The organism is Pseudomonas sp. 20-5, from assembly GCF_056782835.1.
Genome location: NZ_CM165584.1, coordinates 4,896,529 through 4,919,641 on the forward strand (window position 1 = coordinate 4,896,529; position 23,113 = coordinate 4,919,641).

Sequence of the window (23,113 nt, forward strand, 5' to 3'; positions counted from 1 at the left end):
TCGCGCCTTTTTTGCGCCGGTGCCTGACCGGCGCGCTCCTCGGCTGCGGCCGGCTCCGTGACCCTGCCCCGCATCCGAATTACCCGCCTGAAGAGGACCGTGCTCCATGGCCGTGATCAAGCAAGACGACCTGATCCAGAGCGTCGCCGATGCCCTGCAGTTCATCTCCTACTACCACCCGGTCGATTTCATCCAGGCCATGCATGAGGCCTACCTGCGCGAAGAATCGCCGGCTGCCCGCGACTCCATGGCGCAGATCCTGATCAACTCGCGCATGTGCGCCACCGGCCACCGCCCGATCTGCCAGGACACCGGGATCGTCACCGTGTTCGTCCGGGTCGGCATGGACGTGCGCTGGGACGGCGCTACCATGAGCGTCGACGATATGATCAACGAAGGCGTGCGCCGCGCCTACAACCTGCCGGAGAACGTCCTGCGCGCCTCGATCCTGGCCGACCCGGCCGGCGCGCGGAAGAACACCAAGGACAACACGCCGGCGGTGATCCACTACTCCATCGTTCCCGGCGACAAGGTCGAGGTCGATGTCGCGGCCAAGGGCGGCGGCTCGGAGAACAAGTCGAAGATGGCCATGCTCAACCCGTCCGACTCGATCGTCGACTGGGTGCTGAAGACCGTACCGACCATGGGCGCCGGCTGGTGCCCGCCGGGCATGCTCGGCATCGGCATCGGCGGTACCGCGGAGAAAGCAGCGGTGATGGCGAAGGAGGTCCTCATGGACCCGATCGACATCCACGAACTGAAGGCCCGCGGCCCTCAGAACCGCATCGAGGAACTGCGCCTGGAGCTGTTCGAGAAGGTCAACCAGCTGGGCATCGGTGCCCAGGGCCTGGGCGGCCTGACCACCGTGCTCGACGTCAAGATCATGGACTACCCGACCCACGCCGCCTCGCTGCCGGTGTGCATGATCCCCAACTGCGCCGCGACCCGCCACGCCCACTTCGTGCTCGACGGCTCCGGCCCCGCCGAACTGGAAGCGCCGTCGCTCGACGCCTACCCGGAGATCGTCTGGGAAGCCGGCCCGTCCGCGCGCCGCGTCGACCTGGACAAGATCACCCCGGAAGAGGTGCAAAGCTGGAAACCGGGCGAGACCCTGCTGCTCAACGGCAAGATGCTCACCGGCCGCGACGCCGCGCACAAGCGCATGGTCGACATGCTGAACAAGGGCGAAACGCTGCCGGTGGACCTGAAAGGCCGCTTCATCTATTACGTCGGCCCGGTCGATCCGGTCGGCGACGAGGTGGTCGGCCCGGCCGGTCCCACCACCGCCACCCGGATGGACAAGTTCACCCGCCAGATCCTCGAACAGACCGGCCTGCTGGGCATGATCGGCAAGTCCGAGCGCGGTCCCATCGCCATCGAGGCGATCAAGGACAACAAGGCGGTATACCTGATGGCCGTCGGCGGCGCCGCCTATCTGGTCGCCCAGGCGATCAAGAAGTCCAAGGTGCTGGCCTTCGCCGAACTGGGCATGGAAGCGATCTACGAGTTCGAGGTAAAGGACATGCCGGTCACCGTCGCGGTTGACACCAACGGCGAGTCGGTGCACATCACCGGCCCAGCGGTCTGGCAGAAGAAGATCGCCGAAAGCCTGGCGGTCGAGGTCAAGTAAGCCTGCTCCGTCCCTGAAAAAGCCCGGCCCCGCGCCGGGCTTTTTCGTACGGCCACTGGCCGGAGCCTGGGCTGGCAGCGCCGCAGGCGCCTTGGTTCAGCCGAACCAGAAATACAGCAAGGTCAGGTTCGCCGCCGAGATCAGGCCGAACAACGACCAGGCCAGCGCGCTGACCCAGCGCGGGTTGACGAACTCCCCCATGAGGCCCCGGTCGCTGCTGAAGCGAATCAGCGGCCACAGGGCGAACGGCAATTGCAGGCTGAGCACCACCTGGCTGAGCACCAGCAGCTTGCCTACCGCGGCTTCGCCCAGCCAGAGCACGCCGATCAAGGCCGGCACCAGGGCCAGGCCGCGGGTGATCAGGCGCCGCTGCCAGCAGGGAATCTTCGCCCGGAGGAAACCCTCCATCACCACCTGCCCGGCAATGGTGCCGGTGAAGGTCGAGCTTTGCCCCGCCGCCAGCAGGGCGAAGCCGAACAGGAAGCTGGCCAGGGCGCCGCCCACCAACGGGTCGAGCAGGTGGTAGGCGTCCTGGATCTCCACCACCTCGGTATGGCCGCTGCCGTGGAAAGCCGCGGCGGCGAGGATCAGGATCGCCGCATTGACCAGCAGCGCCAGGGACAGCGAGCCGATGGTGTCGAGCCGGGAAAAGCGGATCGCCGAGCGTTTGCTCGCCGCGTCGTCGCCGCTGACCCGGGTCTGCACCACGGACGAATGCAGGTAGAGGTTGTGCGGCATCACCGTCGCGCCGAGGATGCCGATCGCCAGGTACAGCGGCTCCTGGCTGCTCAGGGTGTCCCAGGACGGCCGCAAGCCGGCGGCGACATCCGGCCAGTAGGGGCCGATCAGCACCAGTTCGACGAAGAAACACGCGCCGATGGTCGCGATCAGCCCCAGCACTATGGCCTCCAGGCGGCGGAAGTTGGCGCCCTGCAGGGCCAGCACGATCAGGGTATCGAAGGCGGTGAGGACCACCCCGGTGGTAATCGAGACGCCCAGCAGCAGGTGGAAGGCCAGCGCCGCGCCGAGCACCTCGGCAAGGTCGGTAGCGACGATCGACAGTTCCGCCAGCAACCATTGGCCACGCGCCACGCCAGGGCGGTAGCGCTCCCGGGAGAGCTGCGCGAGGTCGCGGCCGGTGGCGATGCCCAGGCGCGAACAGAGGCTTTGCAGGAGCATCCCGGAAAAGCTCGCCAGCACCACTACGAACAGCAGCGCGTAGCCGAAGCGCGAGCCCGCCTCGATGGCGGTGGCCCAGTTGCCGGGGTCCATGTAGCCGACCGAGACCAGCAGGCCGGGGCCGATGAACAGCGCCAGCTTGCGCAGCGGCGAGGCGTCGGCCGGCACCGCCACGCTGTGGCTGACCGCCGAGGGACAGAACGGCGCGGTGGCCGTGGTGGGCAGGGAGTATTTCACGAGGCGACGCCGGATCGGGGGAGGAAGTGCGACCAGCCTAAACGTTTCACCCCGGTCGCGTCTTCCCTCGCCTCAGGCCTGGGCGCGCTGGCCGACCAGGCTCAGCTCGGCGACTTTCTCGCGCCGCTGCGCCAGGTAGCGGGTGCAACTGACACGCAGGAAGGAGGCGAAGTTGAGCACCTCGCCGCGATAGTCCATCACTTCCTCGTAGAGATTGGTGATCAACTGGTTGGTGCTCAGGCCCTCGCCTTCGGCGATTTCCCGGAGGATGTCCCAGAACTGGTTCTCCAGGCGCAGGGTGGTCACCACCCCGCGGATGCGCAAGGAACGCGAGCGCGATTCATAGAGGATCGGATCGGCTTTCACATAGAGTTCGCACATGCGCGGGGGTCTCCTGGGTCTCAGTGGCTGATGCGGGTGCCGAGCGCCTCGAGGAAGCGCGCCAGCCACGCCGGATGCGCCGGCCAGGCCGGCGCGGTGACCAGGTGGCCGTCGACGTGGGCCTGGTCCGGCGGAAGGTCGACGTACTCGCCGCCGGCCAGCCGCACCTCCGGGGCGCAGGCCGGATAGGCGCTGCACGCCCGCCCTTGCAGAACGCCGGCGGCGGCCAGCAGCTGAGCGCCATGGCAGACCGCGGCGATCGGCTTGCGCGCGGCATCGAAGTCACGCACCAGAGCCAGCACCTGCTCGTTCAGGCGCAGGTATTCGGGCGCGCGGCCGCCGGGGATCAGCAGGGCATCGTAATCCTCGGCGCGGGCCTGGGCAAAGTCGGCATTGAGGGTGAAGTTGTGGCCCGGCTTCTCGCTGTAGGTCTGGTCGCCTTCGAAATCGTGGATGGCGGTGCGCACGCTTTGCCCGGCCCGCTTGTCCGGACACACCGCATGCACCTGGTGGCCCACCATCTGCAGGGCCTGGAACGGGACCATGGTTTCGTAGTCTTCAGCATAGTCGCCGACCAGCATCAGGATCTTCTTCGCAGCCATCACGCGCACTCCTTCGGGCAGGGCCCGGTCATACCGGGGATGCACCTAAGGTAGCCAATCCGCAGGGGGACGCGGGTAATAGACGGTTACTACACGCGTGCCGGGTTCAGATGCCGATCTTGTCCAGGGCCCGCCCGACGCCTTCCCAGAACGAGCGCTGCACGCGTTTCCGGTAGCCGCTGGCGGCGAACTGCATGGGCTCCTGGACCTGGTGGGTAGCGCCGATTTCCGCAGCGCCGAGATCGGCCGCCACCAATTGCAGCGGGCCATCGCCCTCACCCGCCGGGTGCTCGCTCTTCGGTGGCGGGTTGAGTTCGTCGTAGCGCAGGTAGTAGACCGAGCCGGCCCTGGCCTCGAGCATGAAGCTGGCGATGCGGGTGAAATCCATCGGACCGTCGGCGAACAGGGTCCAGAAGCTGCCCGCCAGCGGCCGGCGCATTTCCAGCTTGTAGCTGCCGGTCTCGAACTCGAACGCCAGGTAGCCGTTGCTCGGCAGGCTGCCGATCAGTTCGTTGTTGAGGAAGATCCCCGGCGCCTCGAGTTCCTCGTCCGCCCACTGGCTCCGCGGACGGTAGAGGTAGACGGTGGCGTGGCTGGCATCGGCGCTCGGATGGGCGACGAAGGCCGGTCCGTCCACCGCACCGAAGAACGCGCCGGGCGTGCTGCAGCCGACCAGGCTCGCGACGATCGACAGGGCCAGCGACAGGCTGCGCAGCATGCTCCATCCCTCTTCTTATGGTTATCCGCGCAGCATAACCAGCCGGGCCGGGCCTGCCACCCGTCGAAAGTCCGGTTCTCCGGGAGAACGGCCTCAGGCCGGGCGCGGCACCTTGGCCAGCGCCGGCGCCGGCATCAGCCGGCGCACCAGCCACTTGCGCACCGGCACCACGCCGCGCTCCTGGAACAGCACGCAGAACGCCACCAGCAGGACCAGGAACAGCGGGTAGCAGAGCAGCGACGATGGCAGCGCGGCCGCCGCCTCGGTGCAGGCGCGCCAGTCGTCGAGACAACGCCCCGGCACGGCGATAAGGCGCTCGCTACGGGAGAACAGGGTGAACATCGGCACATGCAGGGCGAACAGCGACAGCGAGGCGGCCCCCAGGCGCGGCGACCAGTGGCGGACGAAAGCGCTCTTCGGGTCGGCGGGCAGCGCGCAAAGGCACACCAGCAGCAACTGGGCCGGTAGCAGCAGGCCGTTGTGCAGCAGGAAGTACCAATGTTTGGCGCCCTGGGTGAACAGGTAGTCGGCCACCAGGAAGGCCGCCACCACCAGCGCCACCAGCGCGGCCAGCAGGCCGCGTCCCGGCACCATGCCACGGTCGCGGTAGCCGCGGAACAACCCGTAGGCCAGGATGCCGCCAAGGAATTCCGGCAGGCGCAGCAACGGATTGCGGTGCAGCAGGCCGGTCCAGGGGATCCCGTAGCTCTCGCTGGCCACTACCAGCGCCGGCGGGATCAGGTAGACCAGCCAGACCAGCGCCAGCACCTTCCACTTGTGCCGGCTGCGCATCAGCCGCGGGGCGACGAAGGGAAACGCCAGGTAGAAGAACATCAGCGTCGACAGCGACCACAACGGCGCGTTGAAGGTCAGGTAATAGGGATTCCAGGCCTGCAGCAGGAGGATCTGCAGGATGCTGTTGACGAACAGTTCGGTGTTGCTCATCCAGTGCAGGAAGAGTTCCGGGTGGGTGCGGCCGAGCACTTCGTTGGTGTCGTAGATGACGAAGCGCGGGGTGGCCTTGTCCAGCTCGGGACCGATTCCCAGGTGGCTGAGGGCCAGCAACACCAGGATCGACAGCAGCAGGGAGAACAGGTGCAGCGGATAGAGATTGGACAGTCGCTTGGTCCAGAAGCTGCGGGCGCTTTCGCGCAACCGGCCGCTGCGTGCGTAGACATGGGCCAGGAGGAAGCCGGAAAGCACGAAGAAGGTACTGGTGGCGAAGAACCCCAGGCTGGTCAGTTCGTCGAGACCGGGAAACTTCTGCTCTTTCGGATAGGTATGCAGGGTGTGGTACACCACCACGTACAGGCCGAGCAGGAAGCGCAACCATTCCAGTCCGATGAAACGTTCCTTGGAGTCGGGCGTTGCCACGCATCTCTCCTTTGTCATTGTAATGGGCGGTCCGGGGTAGACCCGCAAGCTCCCCGGCAAGTTTCACCGGGCCGGCCAGCGGCTACGAACGGCCGCTCCCTAGCGCCGGCGGTCGAGGAAATTCACCACTACCCGGTCCAGCCAACCCCACAGGCGCTGGTGCAGGCGCATCCACAGGGGTCGCGCGCGCCACATCGCCAGGGTCACCTCGCGGCTGTCGGCGAAGTCCGCCAGCAGGCTCGCCGCCGCCTCATTGGTGAAGTCCGGGTCGAGGGCCTCGAGATTGGCGTCGAGGTTGAAGCGTAGATTCCAATGATCGAAGTTGCAGGAGCCGACGCTCACCCAATCGTCGACCATGACCATCTTCAGGTGCAGGAAGCGCGGCTGGTATTCGTGGATGCGCACGCCGGCGCGCAGCAGGCGCGGGTAGTAGCGCTGCCCGGCATAGCGCACCGGGGCGTGGTCGGTGAGCCGCCCGGCCAGCAGCAGGCGCACCTCCACGCCGCGCTGGGCGGCCTTGCGCAGGGCCCGGCGAACCTTCCAGGTCGGCAGGAAGTACGGCGTCGCCAGCCAGATCCGTCGGCGCGAGCCGTTCAGCGCGCGGACCAGCGATTGCAGGATGTCGCGGTGCTGGCGGGCGTCGGCGTAGGCCACCCGGCCCAACCCACGGGCCGCCCCCGGCTGCGGCGGAAGGCGGGTAAGGGTCATGCCCTCGCGGGGCTTCCAGGCTTTCTCTTCGAGACAGGCCAGCCATTGCCGCTCGAACAGCGCCGCCCAGTCCGCCACCACCGGGCCGTCCATCTCGACCATCACCTCGCGCCAGGCGCTGACGTCGCTGACCGGTTCCCAGAATTCGTCGGTGATCCCGGCGCCGCCGACATAACCGAGGCGCCCGTCCACCAGCAGCAGCTTGCGATGGTCGCGGTAGAGATTGCCGCCAGTCAGCTTCCAGCGCAGCGGGTTGTACAGCCGCAGTTCGCCGCCGGCCTCGCGCAGGCGCTGGATCCAGGCGCTGCCCAGGCCGAGGCAGCCGAAGCCGTCGAACAGGCAGCGCACGGCGACGCCCCGGCGGCGGGCATCCAGCAGGGCGACGAGAAACAGTTCGGCGCAATGCCCGTCTTCCACCAGGTACAGCTCCAGCTCGATGCTCCGCTGCGCCGCCTCGATGGCCAGCAGCATGCGCGGGAAGAACCGCACGCCGTCATTGAGCAGGGCGAAGCGGTTGTCGCTGCGCCAGGGAAAGACCGGGCCGCTCACCGCGAAGTGAAGATCAGCACGGCGCCGACCGGCACCGAGAGCCCGATGCTGCCGGCGCCGGCCAGCTTGCGCAGGGTCTCGATGCCGGGGGCGAGGTCGAAGTCGGCGGCGTCCAGCACCAGCGGCGACAGGGTCACCACCTGGAAGCGATGCTCGTCCAGGCGGGTCACCAACAGGTCGCTGGCGTAGCTCTTGCGCTTGCCGTGCAGGCTGACGGTCACCGGCTGGCGCATTTCCAGTTGCACGCCGTCGGCCAGCTCGACGATCGGCGCCAGGTCGAGCTGGGCGGTGATCTCCGCCTCGGCGAAGCGCTTGGTCTCGAACAGATGCTCGCGGATGCGTTCGTCGCGCAGCGGGATGTCGGTGCTCACCGAGTCCAGCTCGACGCGCAGGCGCGCCTGCCCCTTGTCGTCGACCTTGCCATGCATGACCAGGAAGCGGCCGACTTCCGAAAGGGTAGCGTTCTTGGTGGAGATGAAACTGAGTCGCGACGACTCGTAGTCCAGGTACCAGGCGGCCTGGACCGGCAAGGCCAGGAGGGCCAGGCCGAGGCAGATCAACTTGTGCATGCGGGCTCCCTTTGCGTCCGGCGCCACCTTAAACCGGCCGCCTGGGAGCAGGCAAACTCCCGCGTCAGTCGAGCGCGTGCTGCAACTGACTGACGGTATCGGCCAGGGTTCCCAGGTGCCGGCGGCGCACCCGTTCGACGCAATCCTGGTCGCGCGGCCAGTGCAGCGCCACGCTGCCGAGCAGGCGACCCTGGGCGCGTACCGGCAAGGCCACCGCGCGGATCAGGAACGGCAGGCGCACCGGATACTCCCAGTGTCCCTCGGTACGCTCGCCGTAGCCCTGGCCGTGGGCCTGCTCGCGGGTGCGCAACCAGAGGTCCTCGTCTACCTGGTGCTGGCGCGCCAGGCGGCGCACCTCGCTGTCTGCCAGTTCGCCCAGGCAGGCCTTGCCCATGGCCGAATGGAACAGGCTGGCGTGCTGGCCGACCACCAGCCGGTTGGCCGGGTAGCGCTTGCGCAGGACGCCGGGCACCGAGCTTTCCGCCACCAGCAGGCGGTCGCCGTCGAGAATCGACAAATCGGCGACCAGCCCGGTTCGCTCGCTCAACTCCACCAGCAGCGGCGCGGAACGCTCCACCACCTGGCAGCGGAAGCGCTCGGCGGCGTCACCGTAGAGGCGGGTGGAACGCAGCCGGTAGCGCCGGTCGGTCAAGCCGCGGTACAGCCAGCCCTGCTCCAGCAGGGTATGCAGCAGCCGCGACACCGTGGCCTTGGGCAGTTCGGTCAGGTAATGCAGTTCCTCGAGCCCCAGCGCCTGGTGCTGGCCCAGCAGATCGAGGATCGCCAGCGCCCGCTCCACCGAACGCACGGTTCCCGCCTCTTCTCTTTCCGGCATGACGACACCTCCACCGTCGACAGACCGTTATGGCAAAGCAAGATGCAGGCCCAGGTCATGTAGGAAGAATCTGCGAATACGCCAGCATTGCTCCGCGGCCTAGTCGATGCCCCCTGGAGCCTCGAGCATCGCCGGCGGACGGCGGCTGACCCAACGGGTCAGGCCCTCGTGGGCATGGGCCAGTTGCAGCACCGCCAGGTCGGCCTGCGCCGGGCCGATGATCTGCAATCCCATCGGCAGGCCCGCCGCGCCGAAGCCGATCGGTACGCTGATCGCCGGCAAACCGGCCAGGGTCGGGCCGATCACCACCTCCATCCAGCGGTGATAGGTGTCCATCGGCCGCCCGGCGACCTGCCGCGGCCACGCCGTTTCTGCATCGAAAGGAAACACCTGGGCGCTGGGCAGCAAGAGGAAATCGTAACGTTCGAACAGACGCGCCAGCGCCCGATACCAGTCGCTGCGATCCAGCGAGGCGCGATAGACCTCGGTGGCGCCGAGGCCGAGCCCGGACTCCACTTCCCACTGCGCCTCCGGCTTGAGCCGGACGCGCCGTGCGGGATCGGCGTAAAGCTCGCCAAGCGAGCCCTGCACCAGCCACTGGCGATGGACCAGCCAGGTGCGCCACAGGCGCTCCAGGGGATAGTCCGGCAGGCACGCCTCGACGTCGCAGCCCAGCTCGGCGAAATCGCCCAGCGCGGCTTCGCAAAGCTCCAGCACGCCCTCCTCCATCGGCAGGTAGCCGGCGTAGTCGCCGAGCCAGCCGAGCCGGGCTCCGCGGAAGTCGCGCCCGAGGTCGTCGGCGAACCTGCGCGGATCGTCGCGCAACGACAGCGGACAGCGCGGATCGTAGCCGGCCTGGGTGGCCAGCAGCCGGGCCAGGTCGGCCACGCTGCGCCCCATCGGGCCTTCGGTGGCCAGTTGCTGGACGAACAGTTCCGCTTGCGGGCCGTGCGGCACCCGTCCCTGGGACGGGCGGAAGCCGTAGACGTTGTTGTAGGCGGCGGGGTTGCGCAGCGAACCCATCATGTCGCTGCCGTCGGCCACCGGCAGCATGCGCAGCGCCAGCGCCACCGCCGCCCCACCGCTGCTGCCGCCGGCGATCCGCGCCGGATCGTAGGCATTGCGGGTGGTGCCGAACAGCGGGTTGTAGGTCTGCGAGCCGAGCCCGAACTCCGGTACGTTGGTCTTGCCGATGACGATCGCACCGCTGCTCTTCACCCGCTCGACGACGATTGCGTCGTGCTCCGGCACCTGCCCGGCGAACAGCGGCGAACCCAGGGTGGTAGGAATGCCGGAAGTGGCGGCGAGGTCCTTGATCGCCTGCGGCATGCCGTGCATCCAGCCCAACCATTCGCCGCGCGCCAGTTGCCGGTCGCGCTCGTCGGCCTGGGCGAGCAGGCGGCTTTCCGCCTGCAGCGAGACGATGGCGTTGACCCGCGGGTTGAACCGTTCGATCTGCGCCAGGTAGGCCTGCATGACCTCGCGGCAGGACAGTTCGCGTCGGCGGATCGCCGCGGACAGCGGCAGCGCGTCAAGCGCGACGATTTCCTCGTGGCCGTCGCTTCGATGGCGGGTGGCGCTCATTCACAGACTCCTTGCCGGCTTGCCCAGGGCCGGTTCACGGGGGCGCGGGGCGGGCGTCGCGCCCTCCCGCAGATAGAGGGTGGCGAGCAGCCCGAGGAAGGCCGCGCCGAGCACGTAGAACGCCGGCGCCACTGGCGAGCCGCCGACCTCGGTGAGCCAGGTGACGATGAACGGAGCGAAACCGCCGAACAGCATCACCGCCAGGTTATACGCCACCGCCAGGCCGGTGGAACGCACCCGCACCGGAAACTGCTCGGCCACCGCGGTCGGCGCCGGGCCGAAGAAGCCGCCGATCGCCGTGCACAGCAACAGTTGCATCAGCAGCAGGCGCCCCAGGCTCGGCGCCGCGGCGACCCAGGCGAACAGCGGATAGACCATGAGCATGAAGGCCAGGGTCGCGACCAGCAGCACCGGGCGCCGCCCGACCCGGTCGGAGAGTCCCCCAGCCAACGGGATCACCAGGGTCATCAGCGCCACCGCAGCCATCTGCACCATGAACACCTCGTCCAGCGGCAGGCCCAACTGCTTGTGGGCGAAGGTCGGCATATTCACCAGCACCACGTAGAAGGACACCGTGCCGATCACCGTCAGGCCCATGCTCACCAGCACGCTGCGCCGGTATTCGCGCAGCACGCCGAGCAGCCCCTGGCGCTCGCCGGGCTCCCGGATGGCTTCGAGGAAGGCCTCGGTCTCGCCCATGTAGCGGCGGATCCACAATCCCACCGGACCGATCAGCAGACCGAACAGGAACGGCACCCGCCAGCCCCAGCTCTCCAGGGCCTCGGCGTCCAGGCAATGGGTGACCAGCGCGCCCATCCCCGCACCGGCGAACACCGCCAGGCACTGGCCGAACAATTGCCAGGAACCGTAGAGACCGCGCCGGTGCGGCGGCGCGCTTTCCACCAGGAAAGCCGTGGCGCTGGCGTACTCGCCGCCGGTGGCGAAACCCTGCAGCATTCGCGCGATCACGATCAGCAACGGTGCGCCGACGCCGATCGCCGCGTAGGTCGGGGCGAAGGCGATCATCGCGATGGACAGCGTCATCAGCAGGATGATCAGTTGCATCGCCGCCTTGCGTCCCCTGCGGTCGGCATACAGGCCGAGCAGGACCCCACCGACCGGACGCATGAAGAAACCGACACCGAAGGTGGCCAGGGCCATCAACAGCGAGGTGTACTCGTCGCCGGAAGGGAAGAACAGCCTGGCGATCAGGCTGGAAAGGAAGCCGTAGACGATGAAGTCGTACCACTCCAGGGCGTTGCCGATCACGGCAGCCGCCACCTGGCGGGTACGCGAGGTACCGCTCGGGCAAGCGTGCATGGGAATCTCCTGGTAACCGGGGGAATGCCGGCGCGGCTCAGGCCGCGCCGTTATTGGCGGCAGTCAGTCGAAGGCCGGACGCCGCGGGGGCGGCCAGCCAGGTCTCGGCGAGCGCGCCCCAATAGGCCGCGCCCCGGACCAGGATGTCGTCGTTGAAGTCATAGGCCGGGTTGTGCACCATCGGCCGTCCTCTGCCGTTGCCGATGAACAGGTAGCTGCCGGGGCAGCGCTGTAGCATCCAGGCGAAGTCCTCGCTGCCCATCAGCTTCGGCGTGTCGCCGTCGACCTGCTCCGCGCCGGCCAGCTCGACCCCGACCTGGCGGGCGAACTCGGTTTCCTCGACGCTGTTGACCAGCACCGGATAGGCCGGGTAGTGCTCGATGCTGGCCTGGCACCCATAGCTGGCGGCCTGCAACTCGATGATCTGGCGAACCCGCTGCAGCACCTGCTCGCGCACCTGGCCGTCGAGCGCCCGCAGGCTCAGGCGCAGCACGGCGCGCTGGGGTATGACGTTGGCCGCCTCGCCGGCCTGCAATGCGCCGACCGTGACCACCGCGGCCTTCTGCGGATCGACGTTGCGCGCCACCACGCTCTGCAGGGCCATCACCGCGCTCGACGCGGCGAGCAACGGATCGACGCTCAGGTGCGGCATCGAACCGTGTCCACCGACGCCCTCCAGGGTGACGCTCAGCAGGTCCTGGGAAGCCATCATCGGTCCCGCGCGGAAGCCCAGGTGCCCGGCCTCCAGTCCCGGCATGTTGTGCATGCCGAACAGCGCATCGCAGGGAAAGCGCTCCAGCAGCCCGTCGGCGAGCATCGCCTCGGCGCCGCCCTGGCCTTCCTCGGCGGGCTGGAAGATCAGTACCAGGGTGCCGTCGAAACGCCGCGTCGCCGCCAGGTAGCGTGCCGCGCCGAGCAGCATCGCGGTGTGTCCGTCGTGGCCGCAGGCGTGCATGCGCCCGCCGTGGCAGCTGCTGTAGCCGAGCCCCGTGGCCTCGACGATCGGCAGCGCATCCATGTCCGCCCGCAGGCCGAGCCGCCGCGTACCGTCGCCCTGGCGGAGGACGCCGACCACGCCGGTGCGGCCGATCCCTTCGTGCACTTCGTAGCCCCAGCCGCGCAGGCATTCGGCGACCAGCGCGGCGGTGCGTCGCTCCTCGAAGCCCAGTTCGGGATGGGCGTGGATGTCCTGGCGCAGGCTACGCAGGTCGTCGGCGACCTCCTCGAGCCAGGCCACGATGTGTCGATGTCGAGCCATGCCGTCTCTCCTCTGGCCGGATTGCGCTCCGGTCTTGTTGGCGGGAGGCCCGGACGCAAGGCCGGCCGGGCGTGGTCACAGCTAAGCGCGGCACGCGGCGAAGGACAACGGAAGGCGGTTCCACTGGGTGGAACCCAAGGCCCGCGCCGCCCTCCGCCGGTACGTCAGAACTGTTCCGGCGGCACTTCGCGGAAGTTCAGCACGGCGAACACCGGTACCTCGGGAGTGATCGAGGGAATATTGGCCATCTCCTTCAAGGGCTTGAGCTTCTCTTCCAGGTCGAAGTCGAGCAGCTTCAGCAGCACCGGCTCCAGGGTCGCCACCTGGACCAGCCCTTCGCCCTGGCGGGTGACCAGCACGTCGGCCTTCAGGCGGCGCTGCTGGCCGTGCAGGTCGAGGGTGAAGTCGAGCTTCTCGACCCGCGACTGGCCGACCCGCAGGTCGTCGAAGCCGGCCATGTCCAGGCGGCTCTCCACGGTGGCCTCGGGGAAGCGCGAGGTTTCAAAGAAGTTGTCCTTCATTCGCTCGTCGCGCAGGGCCAGGCCGCTGTCCAGGGTGCCCAGCGGCACCACGATGCGCGCGACGCCCTGCTTGTCGATCTGGCCGCTGAGACGATCGAAGCGCTGCACCTCGGCCATCTTCGCGCGTTTCACGGAAACGAAGCTGATCCGCGAGTAATCCGGCTCCAGTTGCCATTCCGCCGCCGACAGCAGAGGGCTGAGGAGCAATAACAGGACACACAATACAACAGGCATTCCACCTCCGGCTTCGGGCCGGCGCCGTCCCTCGCCCCGCGCCCCGACATGCGCCGCCGGTCAGTCCGGCAGCCTGTCCGCCTCGGGCATGAGCCGGCATCCCTCGCGCGGGCCCAGCCAGGCGGCCGTCTGCGTACTGCCGAGGCCGCGGGCGGTCACCCGGCGGCGGGCTTCGTCGTCGAAGAAGCCGCTGATCGGCACGTACTGTTGGGTATAGGCCCGGCAATAGTCCGCGGAGTTCCCCATCACGTAGCGGCAGGAGCAGTACTCCTTGGCCGTGTAGGCGCCGATGATGGCGGGAAAGGCCGCCAGGTGGATGCGGTTCTGCCAGGCCCACGCGAGGGCAGCGAGCAGCCCCAGGACGAACAGGAAGAGCAAGGGATGGCGACGGATCATGGCCGCGCCTCCCCGGCGAACGCCGCCTGTGCCAGGCGCAGGAATTCGTTGTGGCGGAAACGCCCGTCGCGGTCGTCGGCGTAGCGCACGATCACCAGCTTCTCCTCGGGCAGCACGTAGAGCGCCTGGCCCCAGTGGCCGAGCGCGGCGAAGGCGGTCTCGGCGACGTCCGGCCAGGGCGCCGGCGCGCCTTTCACCGCACGGTTCAACCACCACTGGCCGCCCGGCACCGCCTCGCCCTCCTCTTCCGCGCTCGGCCGGTAGCGGGCGAAGGGCGTCAGGTTGAACTCGACCCATGCCAGCGGCAGCAGTTGCCGCTCGCGCCAGCGCCCGTGGCGCTGCATCAGCAGGCCGACGCGCGCCAGGTCGCGGGCGCTCATGTAGACGTACGACGAGCCGACGAACGTGCCGGCGGCGTCTCGCTCCCATACCGCCGAACGGATGCCCAGCGGCTCGAACAGCGCGCGCCAGGGGTACTCGGCATAGTCCGCGCCGAGCATGCCGTGGAGGGCCGCCGCCAGCACGTTGCTGTCGCCGCTGGAGTAGCGGAAACGCCGGCCCGGCGGCCGGGCCTGCGGGGTTTCGGCGACGAAGCCGGCCATGTCGTCACGCCCACGGGTGTAGAGCATCGCCACCACGGAGGATTTCAATGGCGCGAACTCGTAGTCCTCCTGCCAGTCCAGCCCGGAAGACCAGTTCAGCAGGTGGCGCAACGTCACCTCGGGATGACGGGCGAACGGCGGGTAGTAGCGCGCCACCGGGTCGTCGAGCTGGAAGCGCCCTTCGCCCTCGGCGACGCCAAGCAGCGTGGCGAGCAGGCTCTTGCTCACCGACCAGGTAAGGTGCGGGGTCTCTGCACGGCTCGGGCCGGCGTAGCGCTCATAGACCAGACGACCGTCGCGGATCACCACTACCGCGTCGGTGCGGATGCCTTTACGACGAACATCGTCGCGACGACCGAAGGCATAGCGCTCGAATGCCTCCAGCGCCGGCCCCGCGGGCTGTTGGGCACGGGGCCAGTCGGTGTCGGGCCAGTCTTCGGCCAGGGCAGGGAGGGCGAATACCAGGGCCAGCGCGGCGAGGGCGCGGCGGGACAACGGCAAAGCGGGCATCGGCGGGCCCTCTCGACGGTCGAGGGGCAACCCTAGCATGGCCTCGATGACGCCAGGAAGCGCGGACTCAGCCTGGCATGCGGTAGTCGTCCGGGCCGAGCAGGTCGATGCCGCACTCGAGGTTCTCGATCCAGTAGAGGAAGGCGCTGATCATTTCCTTGCCGACGAAGGGCCGCCCGTGTTGCGGCACGATCATCTCCACATCCATGTCCCGGACCATCCGCGCCCACAGGCGGCAGATCTTGTTCGCCGCCATGTAGCGGCGATGGAATCCGTCCATGTACTGGATATGCGCGGCGAAATCGCTGACCGGCGCCGCGTCGTCCACCAGCGAGGCGCCCATATCGCCCGAGAAAAGGATCTTGCTCACCGGGTCGTAGAGCTGGAAGTTGCCCACCGAATGCAGGAAATGCGCGGGGATCGCCTTCAACGAGCAGTCGCCGAGAGCGATCGCCTGGCCGCGGTCGGGCAACGGCATGACCCGGTCGTAGGTGTTGATGCCATGGCTGACCGCCAGGTAGTTGGCCGTCAGGTGCGGCAGGAAGCGCGCCCACAGCTTGGAGCAGATCACCCGGGCGCGGGTGTGCAGCAGCCACTTGTCGAGGGCGGCGATGATGTCCGGGTCCTGGTGCGAAGCGAAGATGTAGTCCAGCTCCTGCAGCGGAAAGCGTTTCGACAACTCCAGCGAGAGCGGCGTGTAGGTCAGGTCGCCGCCGGGATCGAGCAGCAGGTACTGGCCGTTGTCGACGATCAGGAACTGGTTGGACTGGACCCCTTCGCCGCTGACGAGGTCATCGAAACACAGGCACTGGTGGCTGCCGTTGTCGAACAGCACGATCGGTTCGCGTCGCATGGTCGGTGAAATCTACTCTGTGCAGGCGCCGAGGAGCATTCCTCGCCGGATGCTGCGCAGGGTAAGCGCCTGCGGCGCGGCGCCTCACTGACCTGGGTCAAGCCCGAGGCGGGTCAAGGCCTTCTCCAGGCGAACTTTGCGGGCCCCGTTGGCAATCGCCAGCAAGCCGCGATCGCGTTGCCACAATGCCTCCCAGGTCGAGGCGTTGGCGGCGAAGGCGGCATCCAATTGCCCCTCCAGCGCCGAGAACTGTTCGAACAGCCCAGCCAGTACCGCCTGGGTGCCGACGCAGGCGACCGGATGCCGCGCGACCTCGGCGCAGCCGCCGAGGATGCCGGCCAGGCGCAGCAGCAGCGGCGAGGGCCAGCCGCATTCATGGCCGACCCCATAGAGCCAGCCGACCAGCGCCGCCAGCACATGGACATCCTCCAGCAGGCGGAACGGCCTGACGTAGTCGTCCCAACCATCGCCGGGCAGGCGCTCGCAATGGGCACCGTCGAGCAACAGGCGGGAATGCGGCACATCCGGCATCAGCGGCAGCGCCGGCAACGCCTCCAGGCGCGCCCCCGGGGCGCCGGCCAGGACCACCGTCATCGACAGTCGCGGCGGCTGCCCCGGCGCCTCGTCGCGGGCGGCCACCAGCCACCAGGAGGCGCTGTCGCCAGCGGTGACGAAATCCTTTTGTCCATGCAGGACCAGCCCCTCCAGGCGGGTCTGCAGGTCCGCCGGGCGCACGCTGCGCTTCTCGGTCACGCACAGCGCGCCGAGACCTTCCGGCGCCGCCGGCCAGAGCGCGCGCAGGGCCGCCTGGTAGCCGGCGAGGAAGGCCAGGCCCGGACTCGCGGCCAATCGTCCGCCGAGCACCGCCCGCTCCAGGGTGCCAAGACCGTCGGCGCGCGCCAGGGCGGCGGCGTGCCAGTCTTCCAGGGAGCCTTCGGTGGGCAGGCGGTCGAGCGGGCCGAGCAAGCGTTGCCAGGACATGGCGGACTCCAGTGTGGAATGTGTCGGAACCGGCATCCTGCCGAGGGTGCCAGCGTTGAACAACGGCGCGTTACATCCGGCGACAATGTCATACAAGCATCACGCCCCTGTCACAGGGGTGACACCGCGCCTTCCTAGCCTGAGCTTGCACAACAAAGCCGAGCGGCCGCAACCCGCGGCGCCGGCCCAAGGAGGCCCAGGCATGACCCAGACCGCCATTACCCGCGAACCCGTCGCCGGACGCCGCCTGAAGGCCGAGCGCCTGAACGGCGCCCGCGCCCTGCGCGAGGCCCAGGCCCTGCGCTACCGCGTATTCAGCGCCGAGTTCGACGCCAAGCTCGAAGGCGCCGAAGACGGCCTCGACCGCGACGACTACGACCGTCACTGCGCGCACATCGGCGTCCGCGACCTCGACAGCGGCGCCCTGGTGGCCACCACCCGGCTGCTCGACCATCGCGCCGCCGAACGCCTCGGGCGCTTCTACAGCGAAGAGGAGTTCCACCTCTCCGGCCTCGACGCCCTGCACGGCCCGGTCCTGGAGATCGGCCGCACCTGCGTCGCTCCCGAATACCGCAACGGCGCCACCATCGCGGTACTCTGGGGCGAACTCGCCGAGGTCCTCAACGAGGGCGGCTACCGCTACCTGATGGGCTGCGCCAGCATTCCCATGCGCGACGGCGGTATGCAGGCCAAGGCGGTGATGCAGCGGCTGCGCGAACGCTACCTGTGCACCGACTACCTGCAGGCCGAGCCGAAGAACCCGCTGCCGCCGCTGGACGTCCCGGAAAACCTCACCGCCGAGCTGCCGCCGCTGCTCAAGGCCTACATGCGCCTGGGCGCCAAGATCTGCGGCGAGCCCTGCTGGGACCCGGATTTCCAGGTCGCCGACGTGTTCATCCTGCTCAAGCGAGACGAACTCTGCCCGCGCTACGCCCGCCACTTCAAGGCAGCGGTCTGATGGCGCGGCTGCGCCTGCTGCTGCGCAGCGCCCGCCTGCTCGGGCTGGTCGCGCTCGGACTGGGCCTGGCCGCTTGGGTCAGCCTGCGCGAGCGGCTGCCCGGCGCCGACGTCACGCCGTTGCGCCAGCGCCTGACCCGCTGGTGGCTGGCGCGCCTCTGCGCGGCCCTGCCCTTCGAGGTCAGGGTCAGCGGCGAAGCGCCCCGGCAACCCATGCTGTGGGTAGCCAACCATGTGTCCTGGACCGATATCCCGCTGCTCGGCGCCCTGGCGCCGCTGACCTTCCTGTCCAAGGCCGAGGTGCGTGCCTGGCCGCTGGCCGGCTGGCTGGCGGAAAAGGCCGGCACCCTGTTCATCCGCCGCGGCTCGGGCGACAGCCGGCTGATCAACCAGCGCTTGGCCGAACAGCTGCACCGCGGACGCAACCTGCTGATCTTCCCGGAAGGCACCACCACCAACGGCGAAAGCCTGCGCACCTTCCACGGTCGCCTGATGGCCAGCGCCCTGGAAGCCGGCGTGGCGGTGCAGCCGGTGGCCATCAGCTACCGCCGCGACGGCGTGCCCGATGCGCTGGCGCCGTTCATCGGCGACGACGACCTGCTCAGCCACCTCGGCCGCCTGCTGCGCGGCGAGCGCGGCAGCGTGCATATCCAGCTGCTGGAACCGATCCCCAGCCAGGGCCTGGACCGCGCCGAACTGGCCCGCCAGGCCCAGCAGGCGGTGCGCCTGGCGCTGTTCGGCACTGCCGCCCCTACGCAAACCCGGCGCGCCGCCTAGTCGCGCTTGGGCGGCACCGCCAGCACGTCGCACGGCAGGTCGCCGAGGGCCGCCTCGGCCACGCTGCCGATCAGCGCGCGGCGGAAGCCGGTCAGGCCCTGGGTGCCGAGCACCGTCAACTGCGGCGCCTGGCGGCGTACCTCGGTCATGATCACGTTGATCGGCAAGCCTTCGCCGACGCGCAACTGGATGTCCTCGCGGCCCAGCCCCAGGCCGGCGACGTAGTCGCGCAGCTCGACGTTGGCCTTGAGTTCCTCCTGGTCGACGTAATGCTCGACGCGGTCTTCCTTGATCCCCGAATAACGCATCATGCCTTTGGCGAACGGCTCGAAGGCATGCAGCGCGGTGAGGCTGGCGGCGTCGAGGAAGCCGAGCTGGCCGGCCATCTGCACCGCGCGCGTCGAGGTCGGCGAGAAGTCCAGCGCCAGCAGCACCCGGCGGTACTCCTCTTCCGGCGCACCGGCCGCGCGCAGCACCGGGATCTTCGCATTGCGTACCACCCGCTCCAGGGTGGTGCCGATGAACAGATCGCGCAGCGGCGTGTGCCGGTGCGCGCCCATCACCAGCAGGTCGGCGCCGATCTCCTCGGCCACCGCGTTGATCACCACCACCGGATCGCCGACCCGCACGATCGCCTTGGACTCGACGCCGAGGCGCTCCTTCAGGGCCTGTCCGTTCACTTCCAGCAGGTTGGCGATGGCCAGCCGTTGCGGCGCGATCAGCACCGGCGGCTGGTCGTCGTCGAGCACGTTCAGCACGGTCAGTTCGGCATTCCTCGCCTTGGCCAGCGCCGCGGCGCGCATGACCGCCAGCTCGGAACGCGAGGACAGGTCGGTCGCCACCAGGATTCGTTTCATCTTCCACCTCCATTGGCAGAGCGTTGAACGTCGGCCCCATTGAACGATCGACGCGACCGCTGCCGGTTGATGTGCATCAAGCGGATGCTTCGGACTGAAACAATTGATAGGTGATTCCGCCGGCCGGGCCAATGGCCGCTGCGCCAGGCTCAGCGCTGGCTCAGGGCGAAAGCCTGGAGTTGCGGGTAGAAGGCGCGGAAATCCGCGCTCAGGTCATCGTAGCGCTGGGCCAGTTCTTCCCAGGAGCCGTCCAGCAGGTGCGGTCGCGACAGCCTCCGCGACATACCGCCCAGCACTTCGCGCAAGACCGCGAACTCGCGGTAGCTGCCCAACCAGTCCTGGGCCGCCATCCGCGGCGCGATGCGCGCCAGGCGCTCCGGCAGCGGCGAGGCGGTGCGCAGGGTGCCGTAGACCCGCTCGACGAACTGCGGCAGCGGTTCGTCGGCGTAGTCGTTCCAGTCGCGCGCCAGGCAGTGGTCGAAGAACACGTCCAGCAGGACGCCGGCGAAACGCCGGCGCTCCAGCGGGAAGCGCCGCTTGGCCGCATGCACCAGTGGGTGGCTGTCGGTGAAGGCGTCGATGCGCCGGTGCAACTGGATGGCCCGCTCGATCTCGTCCGGCCATTGTCCCTGCAGGCGGCCCTTGACGAAGTCGCCGTACAGGCTGCCGAGCAGTTGGGCCGGTTGCGGGCCGCCGAGGTGGAGATGCGCGAGGTAGTTCATGCGGGCTAGCTTACCCCAGGGACGGAACGGTCGTTTCGATCATCGTCATCAGCCCTGTCGATAGCGACTATCGTCGCAATCGATCCCCATATCGTCCCACACCGATATATAGTTCGTCCCAACCCGATATGGACGGCCAACGGACCACCGCCATGCCACTGGACATCGACGAAATCATCAAGGCTCTCTCCCACCCGGTGCGACGCGACATGCTGCGCTGGCTGAAGGAACCGGAGAAGTACTTCGTCGAGCAGGACCACCCGTTCGAGATCGGCGTCTGCGCCGGCAAGTTCGACCAGCGTACCGGTCTCTCCCAGTCCACCGTGTCGGTACACCTCGCCACCCTGCAACGCGCCGGTCTGGTGACCAGCCGCCGGGTCGGCCAGTGGAATTTCTTCAAGCGCAACGAGGAGACCATCCAGGCCTTCCTCGACCAACTCGGCGACGAGCTGTAAGCAGCACTCGCTTCCACCCCACCACCTCGCAGTCCAGGAGCTCGACCGATGCCGGCGTCTCTTCTCGTCCTCGCTTTATCCGCCTTTGCCATCGGTACCACCGAATTCGTCATCATGGGCCTGCTGCCGCAGGTCGCCGGCGACCTGCGGGTATCCATTCCCAGCGCCGGCTGGCTGATCAGCGGCTACGCCTTCGCCGTGGCCTTCGGCGCCCCGCTGATGGCCATGGCCACCGCCCGCCTGGAGCGCAAGAAAGCCCTGCTCGCGCTGATGGGCATCTTCATCGTCGGCAACCTGCTCTGCGCGGTGGCCGCCAACTACGGCCTGCTGATGCTGGCGCGGATCGTCACCGCGCTCTGCCATGGCGCCTTCTTCGGCATCGGCTCGGTGGTCGCCGCCAGCCTGGTGGCGCCGAACCGCCGCGCTTCCGCCGTGGCCCTGATGTTCACCGGCCTGACCCTGGCCAACGTGCTCGGCGTGCCGCTGGGTACCGCGCTCGGCCAGGAAGCCGGCTGGCGCGCGACCTTCTGGGTGGTGACCCTGATCGGCGTGGTCGCCTTCGTCGGCCTGGCCAGGGTGCTGCCAAACGACCGCGAGGAAGAGAAGGTCGACCTGCGCCAGGAAATGTCCGCGCTGAAGAACCCGTCGCTGTGGCTGGCCCTGGGCACCACCGTGCTGTTCGCCGCCTCGATGTTCGCCCTGTTCACCTACGTCGCGCCGCTGCTCGGCGAAGTCACCGGGGTCAGCCCGCGCGGCGTGACCTGGACCCTGCTGCTGATCGGCGTCGGCCTGACCGTCGGCAACGTGATCGGCGGCCGCCTCGCCGACTGGCGCCTGGGCACCACCATGGCCGCGGTGTTCGCCGCCATGGCGCTGGTCTCGGCGCTGTTCAGCTGGACCAGCCAGGCCCTGCTGCCGGCGGAGATCACCCTGTTCTTCTGGGCCGCCGCCGCCTTCGCCGCGGTGCCCGCGCTGCAGGTCAACGTGGTCCGCGTCGGGCATGCCGCGCCGAACCTGGTGGCGACCCTGAACATCGGCGCCTTCAACGTCGGCAACGCGCTCGGCGCCTGGGTCGGCGGCAGCGTCATCGACCACGGCCTGGGCCTGACCCGCGTGCCGCTGGCCGCCGCCGCGCTGGCCGCGCTGGCGCTGCTGGCCACCCTGATCGCCTTTTCCGGAAACGGCCGCGCCCAGGCGCAGCCGGTCCTCGATTGATCCCCTGTCCGTCTATTCCCTAGTGGAGGATGTTCCATGGCTACTCTGTTCGATCCCATCGTGCTCGGCGACCTCGAGCTGCCCAACCGTATCGTCATGGCGCCGCTGACCCGCTGCCGCGCCGATGAAGGCCGCGTGCCCAACGCCCTGATGGCCGAGTACTACGCCCAGCGCGCCGATGCCGGCCTGATCCTCAGCGAGGCCACCGCGGTCACGCCGATGGGCGTAGGCTATCCCGACACCCCCGGCATCTGGTCCGATGACCAGGTCCGTGGCTGGAGCAACGTGACCAAGGCGGTGCACGCCGCCGGCGGGCGCATCTTCCTGCAACTCTGGCACGTCGGGCGGATTTCCGATCCGCTCTACCTGAATGGCGAGCTGCCGGTGGCGCCGAGCGCCATCGCCGCCGAGGGGCACGTCAGCCTGGTGCGCCCGAAGCGTCCCTACGTCACCCCGCGCGCGCTGGACACCGAGGAGATCGCCGACATCGTCGAGGCCTACCGCCAGGGCGCCGAGCGGGCCAAGGCCGCCGGCTTCGACGGCGTGGAGATCCACGGCGCCAACGGCTACCTGCTCGACCAGTTCCTCCAGGACAGCACCAACAAGCGCACCGACCGCTACGGCGGCTCCATCGAGAACCGCGCGCGCCTGCTGCTGGAAGTCACCGACGCGGCGATCTCCGTATGGGGCGCCCAGCGCGTCGGCGTACACCTGGCGCCGCGTGCCGACTCCCACGACATGGGCGATTCCAACCGCCTGGAAACCTTCAGCCATGTCGCCCGTGAGCTGGGCAAGCGCGGCATCGCCTTCATCTGCGCCCGCGAAGCGCAGGCCGACGACAGCATCGGCGTAGCCCTGAAGAAAGCCTTCGGCGGACCCTACATCGCCAACGAAAAGTTCACCCTCGACAGCGCCAACGCCATCCTGGCCAAGGGCGACGCCGATGCGGTGGCCTTCGGCGTCCCCTTCATCGCCAACCCGGACCTGGTCGAACGCCTGCGCCAGGGCGCCGAACTGAACCCGCCGCGCCCGGAAACCTTCTATACCGGCGGTACCGAAGGCTACCTGGACTATCCGACCCTGGCCTGA

General features: G+C 68.6%; 24 protein-coding genes. 6 read left to right on the forward strand and 18 right to left on the reverse strand.

All coding sequences use genetic code 11. The features are described from left to right. Positions 1–106: 106 nt before the first annotated feature. The gene (locus tag AC1RB9_RS22560; RefSeq protein ID WP_003093938.1) at positions 107–1,630 is read left to right on the forward strand and encodes a fumarate hydratase; all 1,524 of its coding nucleotides are present in this window, start codon (positions 107–109) and stop codon (positions 1,628–1,630) included. 96 nt (positions 1,631–1,726) lie between these two features. Here AC1RB9_RS22560 and AC1RB9_RS22565 read toward each other — a convergent pair whose 3' ends face one another. From AC1RB9_RS22565 to AC1RB9_RS22640, 16 genes are all read right to left on the reverse strand, one after another. Continuing rightward, positions 1,727–3,034, reverse strand: a complete 1,308-nt coding sequence (locus AC1RB9_RS22565; RefSeq protein ID WP_073653404.1) for an Nramp family divalent metal transporter — start codon at positions 3,032–3,034, stop codon at positions 1,727–1,729. A gap of 84 nt (positions 3,035–3,118) precedes the next feature. Next, a complete protein-coding gene (locus AC1RB9_RS22570) occupies positions 3,119–3,427 on the reverse strand; it encodes a ribbon-helix-helix domain-containing protein (protein WP_003101146.1) in 309 nt (102 codons plus the stop codon). Positions 3,428–3,447: 20 nt separating this feature from the next. Next, the gene (locus AC1RB9_RS22575) at positions 3,448–4,032 is read right to left on the reverse strand and encodes a DJ-1/PfpI family protein (RefSeq protein WP_003120861.1); all 585 of its coding nucleotides are present in this window, start codon (positions 4,030–4,032) and stop codon (positions 3,448–3,450) included. Positions 4,033–4,135: 103 nt separating this feature from the next. Beyond that, positions 4,136–4,747, reverse strand: coding sequence for a DUF2846 domain-containing protein (locus AC1RB9_RS22580; RefSeq protein WP_003101143.1), 612 nt, complete (start codon positions 4,745–4,747; stop codon positions 4,136–4,138). A gap of 93 nt (positions 4,748–4,840) precedes the next feature. Continuing rightward, positions 4,841–6,121 (reverse strand): acyltransferase family protein, encoded by a 1,281-nt coding sequence (locus AC1RB9_RS22585; RefSeq protein WP_003455454.1) that lies wholly within the window; start codon positions 6,119–6,121, stop codon positions 4,841–4,843. Between the two features lie 99 nt (positions 6,122–6,220). Further along, on the reverse strand, positions 6,221–7,300 hold the full coding sequence (locus tag AC1RB9_RS22590; RefSeq protein ID WP_003120863.1) for a phospholipase D-like domain-containing protein: 1,080 nt from the start codon (positions 7,298–7,300) through the stop codon (positions 6,221–6,223). Between the two features lie 74 nt (positions 7,301–7,374). Beyond that, the gene (locus tag AC1RB9_RS22595; RefSeq protein ID WP_003093949.1) at positions 7,375–7,947 is read right to left on the reverse strand and encodes a YceI family protein; all 573 of its coding nucleotides are present in this window, start codon (positions 7,945–7,947) and stop codon (positions 7,375–7,377) included. 64 nt (positions 7,948–8,011) lie between these two features. Next, positions 8,012–8,782: an IclR family transcriptional regulator gene (locus tag AC1RB9_RS22600; RefSeq protein WP_003093951.1), complete on the reverse strand. Its 771-nt coding sequence runs from the start codon at positions 8,780–8,782 to the stop codon at positions 8,012–8,014. Between the two features lie 99 nt (positions 8,783–8,881). Continuing rightward, positions 8,882–10,366, reverse strand: a complete 1,485-nt coding sequence (locus AC1RB9_RS22605) for an amidase (RefSeq protein WP_003123277.1) — start codon at positions 10,364–10,366, stop codon at positions 8,882–8,884. Next, positions 10,367–11,686 carry a citrate-proton symporter gene (locus AC1RB9_RS22610; protein WP_003110047.1) on the reverse strand — a complete coding sequence of 440 codons (1,320 nt, stop codon included), beginning with the start codon at positions 11,684–11,686 and terminating at the stop codon, positions 10,367–10,369. It abuts the gene before it with no gap. Between the two features lie 37 nt (positions 11,687–11,723). Then, the gene (locus tag AC1RB9_RS22615; RefSeq protein ID WP_003101134.1) at positions 11,724–12,944 is read right to left on the reverse strand and encodes a M20 aminoacylase family protein; all 1,221 of its coding nucleotides are present in this window, start codon (positions 12,942–12,944) and stop codon (positions 11,724–11,726) included. A 164-nt stretch (positions 12,945–13,108) separates the two neighbouring features. After that, a complete protein-coding gene (locus AC1RB9_RS22620) occupies positions 13,109–13,699 on the reverse strand; it encodes a YceI family protein (RefSeq protein WP_003120867.1) in 591 nt (196 codons plus the stop codon). A gap of 60 nt (positions 13,700–13,759) precedes the next feature. Further along, the gene (locus AC1RB9_RS22625) at positions 13,760–14,095 is read right to left on the reverse strand and encodes a hypothetical protein (protein WP_003093963.1); all 336 of its coding nucleotides are present in this window, start codon (positions 14,093–14,095) and stop codon (positions 13,760–13,762) included. After that, a complete protein-coding gene (locus AC1RB9_RS22630; RefSeq protein ID WP_003101127.1) occupies positions 14,092–15,207 on the reverse strand; it encodes a serine hydrolase domain-containing protein in 1,116 nt (371 codons plus the stop codon). Before AC1RB9_RS22630 ends, AC1RB9_RS22625 begins: the two co-directional genes overlap by 4 nt. 67 nt (positions 15,208–15,274) lie before the next feature. Next, positions 15,275–16,060, reverse strand: coding sequence for an oxygen-binding di-iron domain-containing protein (locus AC1RB9_RS22635; RefSeq protein ID WP_003093967.1), 786 nt, complete (start codon positions 16,058–16,060; stop codon positions 15,275–15,277). 84 nt (positions 16,061–16,144) lie between these two features. Beyond that, positions 16,145–17,041, reverse strand: a complete 897-nt coding sequence (locus AC1RB9_RS22640) for an acyl-CoA dehydrogenase middle domain-containing protein (protein ID WP_003093969.1) — start codon at positions 17,039–17,041, stop codon at positions 16,145–16,147. A 202-nt stretch (positions 17,042–17,243) separates the two neighbouring features. On the opposite strand from AC1RB9_RS22640, the gene olsB reads away from it, so the two are divergent. Both olsB and olsA read left to right on the forward strand, forming a co-directional pair. Continuing rightward, on the forward strand, positions 17,244–17,999 hold the full coding sequence (gene olsB, locus AC1RB9_RS22645; RefSeq protein WP_003093970.1) for an L-ornithine N(alpha)-acyltransferase: 756 nt from the start codon (positions 17,244–17,246) through the stop codon (positions 17,997–17,999). Further along, a complete protein-coding gene (gene olsA, locus AC1RB9_RS22650) occupies positions 17,999–18,775 on the forward strand; it encodes a lyso-ornithine lipid O-acyltransferase (RefSeq protein WP_003455468.1) in 777 nt (258 codons plus the stop codon). The genes olsB and olsA overlap by 1 nt, the downstream gene beginning before the upstream one ends. Here olsA and AC1RB9_RS22655 read toward each other — a convergent pair. Together AC1RB9_RS22655 and AC1RB9_RS22660 are read right to left on the reverse strand one after the other, a co-directional pair. Further along, positions 18,772–19,632, reverse strand: a complete 861-nt coding sequence (locus AC1RB9_RS22655; RefSeq protein WP_003093974.1) for a universal stress protein — start codon at positions 19,630–19,632, stop codon at positions 18,772–18,774. The genes olsA and AC1RB9_RS22655 overlap by 4 nt on opposite strands. A 149-nt stretch (positions 19,633–19,781) precedes the next feature. Beyond that, the gene (locus tag AC1RB9_RS22660; RefSeq protein WP_003093976.1) at positions 19,782–20,354 is read right to left on the reverse strand and encodes an acyl carrier protein phosphodiesterase; all 573 of its coding nucleotides are present in this window, start codon (positions 20,352–20,354) and stop codon (positions 19,782–19,784) included. 152 nt (positions 20,355–20,506) lie between these two features. Between AC1RB9_RS22660 and pyeR the strand changes: the two genes are divergently transcribed. From pyeR to AC1RB9_RS22675, 3 genes are read left to right on the forward strand one after another with little or no spacing between them, the layout of a single operon-like run. Continuing rightward, entirely contained in the window at positions 20,507–20,809 is a 303-nt protein-coding gene (gene pyeR / locus AC1RB9_RS22665; RefSeq protein ID WP_003093978.1) for an ArsR family transcriptional repressor PyeR, read from the forward strand. 48 nt (positions 20,810–20,857) lie between these two features. Then, a complete protein-coding gene (locus AC1RB9_RS22670) occupies positions 20,858–22,024 on the forward strand; it encodes an MFS transporter (RefSeq protein ID WP_003103801.1) in 1,167 nt (388 codons plus the stop codon). Between the two features lie 36 nt (positions 22,025–22,060). After that, positions 22,061–23,113: an alkene reductase gene (locus AC1RB9_RS22675; protein WP_003093980.1), complete on the forward strand. Its 1,053-nt coding sequence runs from the start codon at positions 22,061–22,063 to the stop codon at positions 23,111–23,113.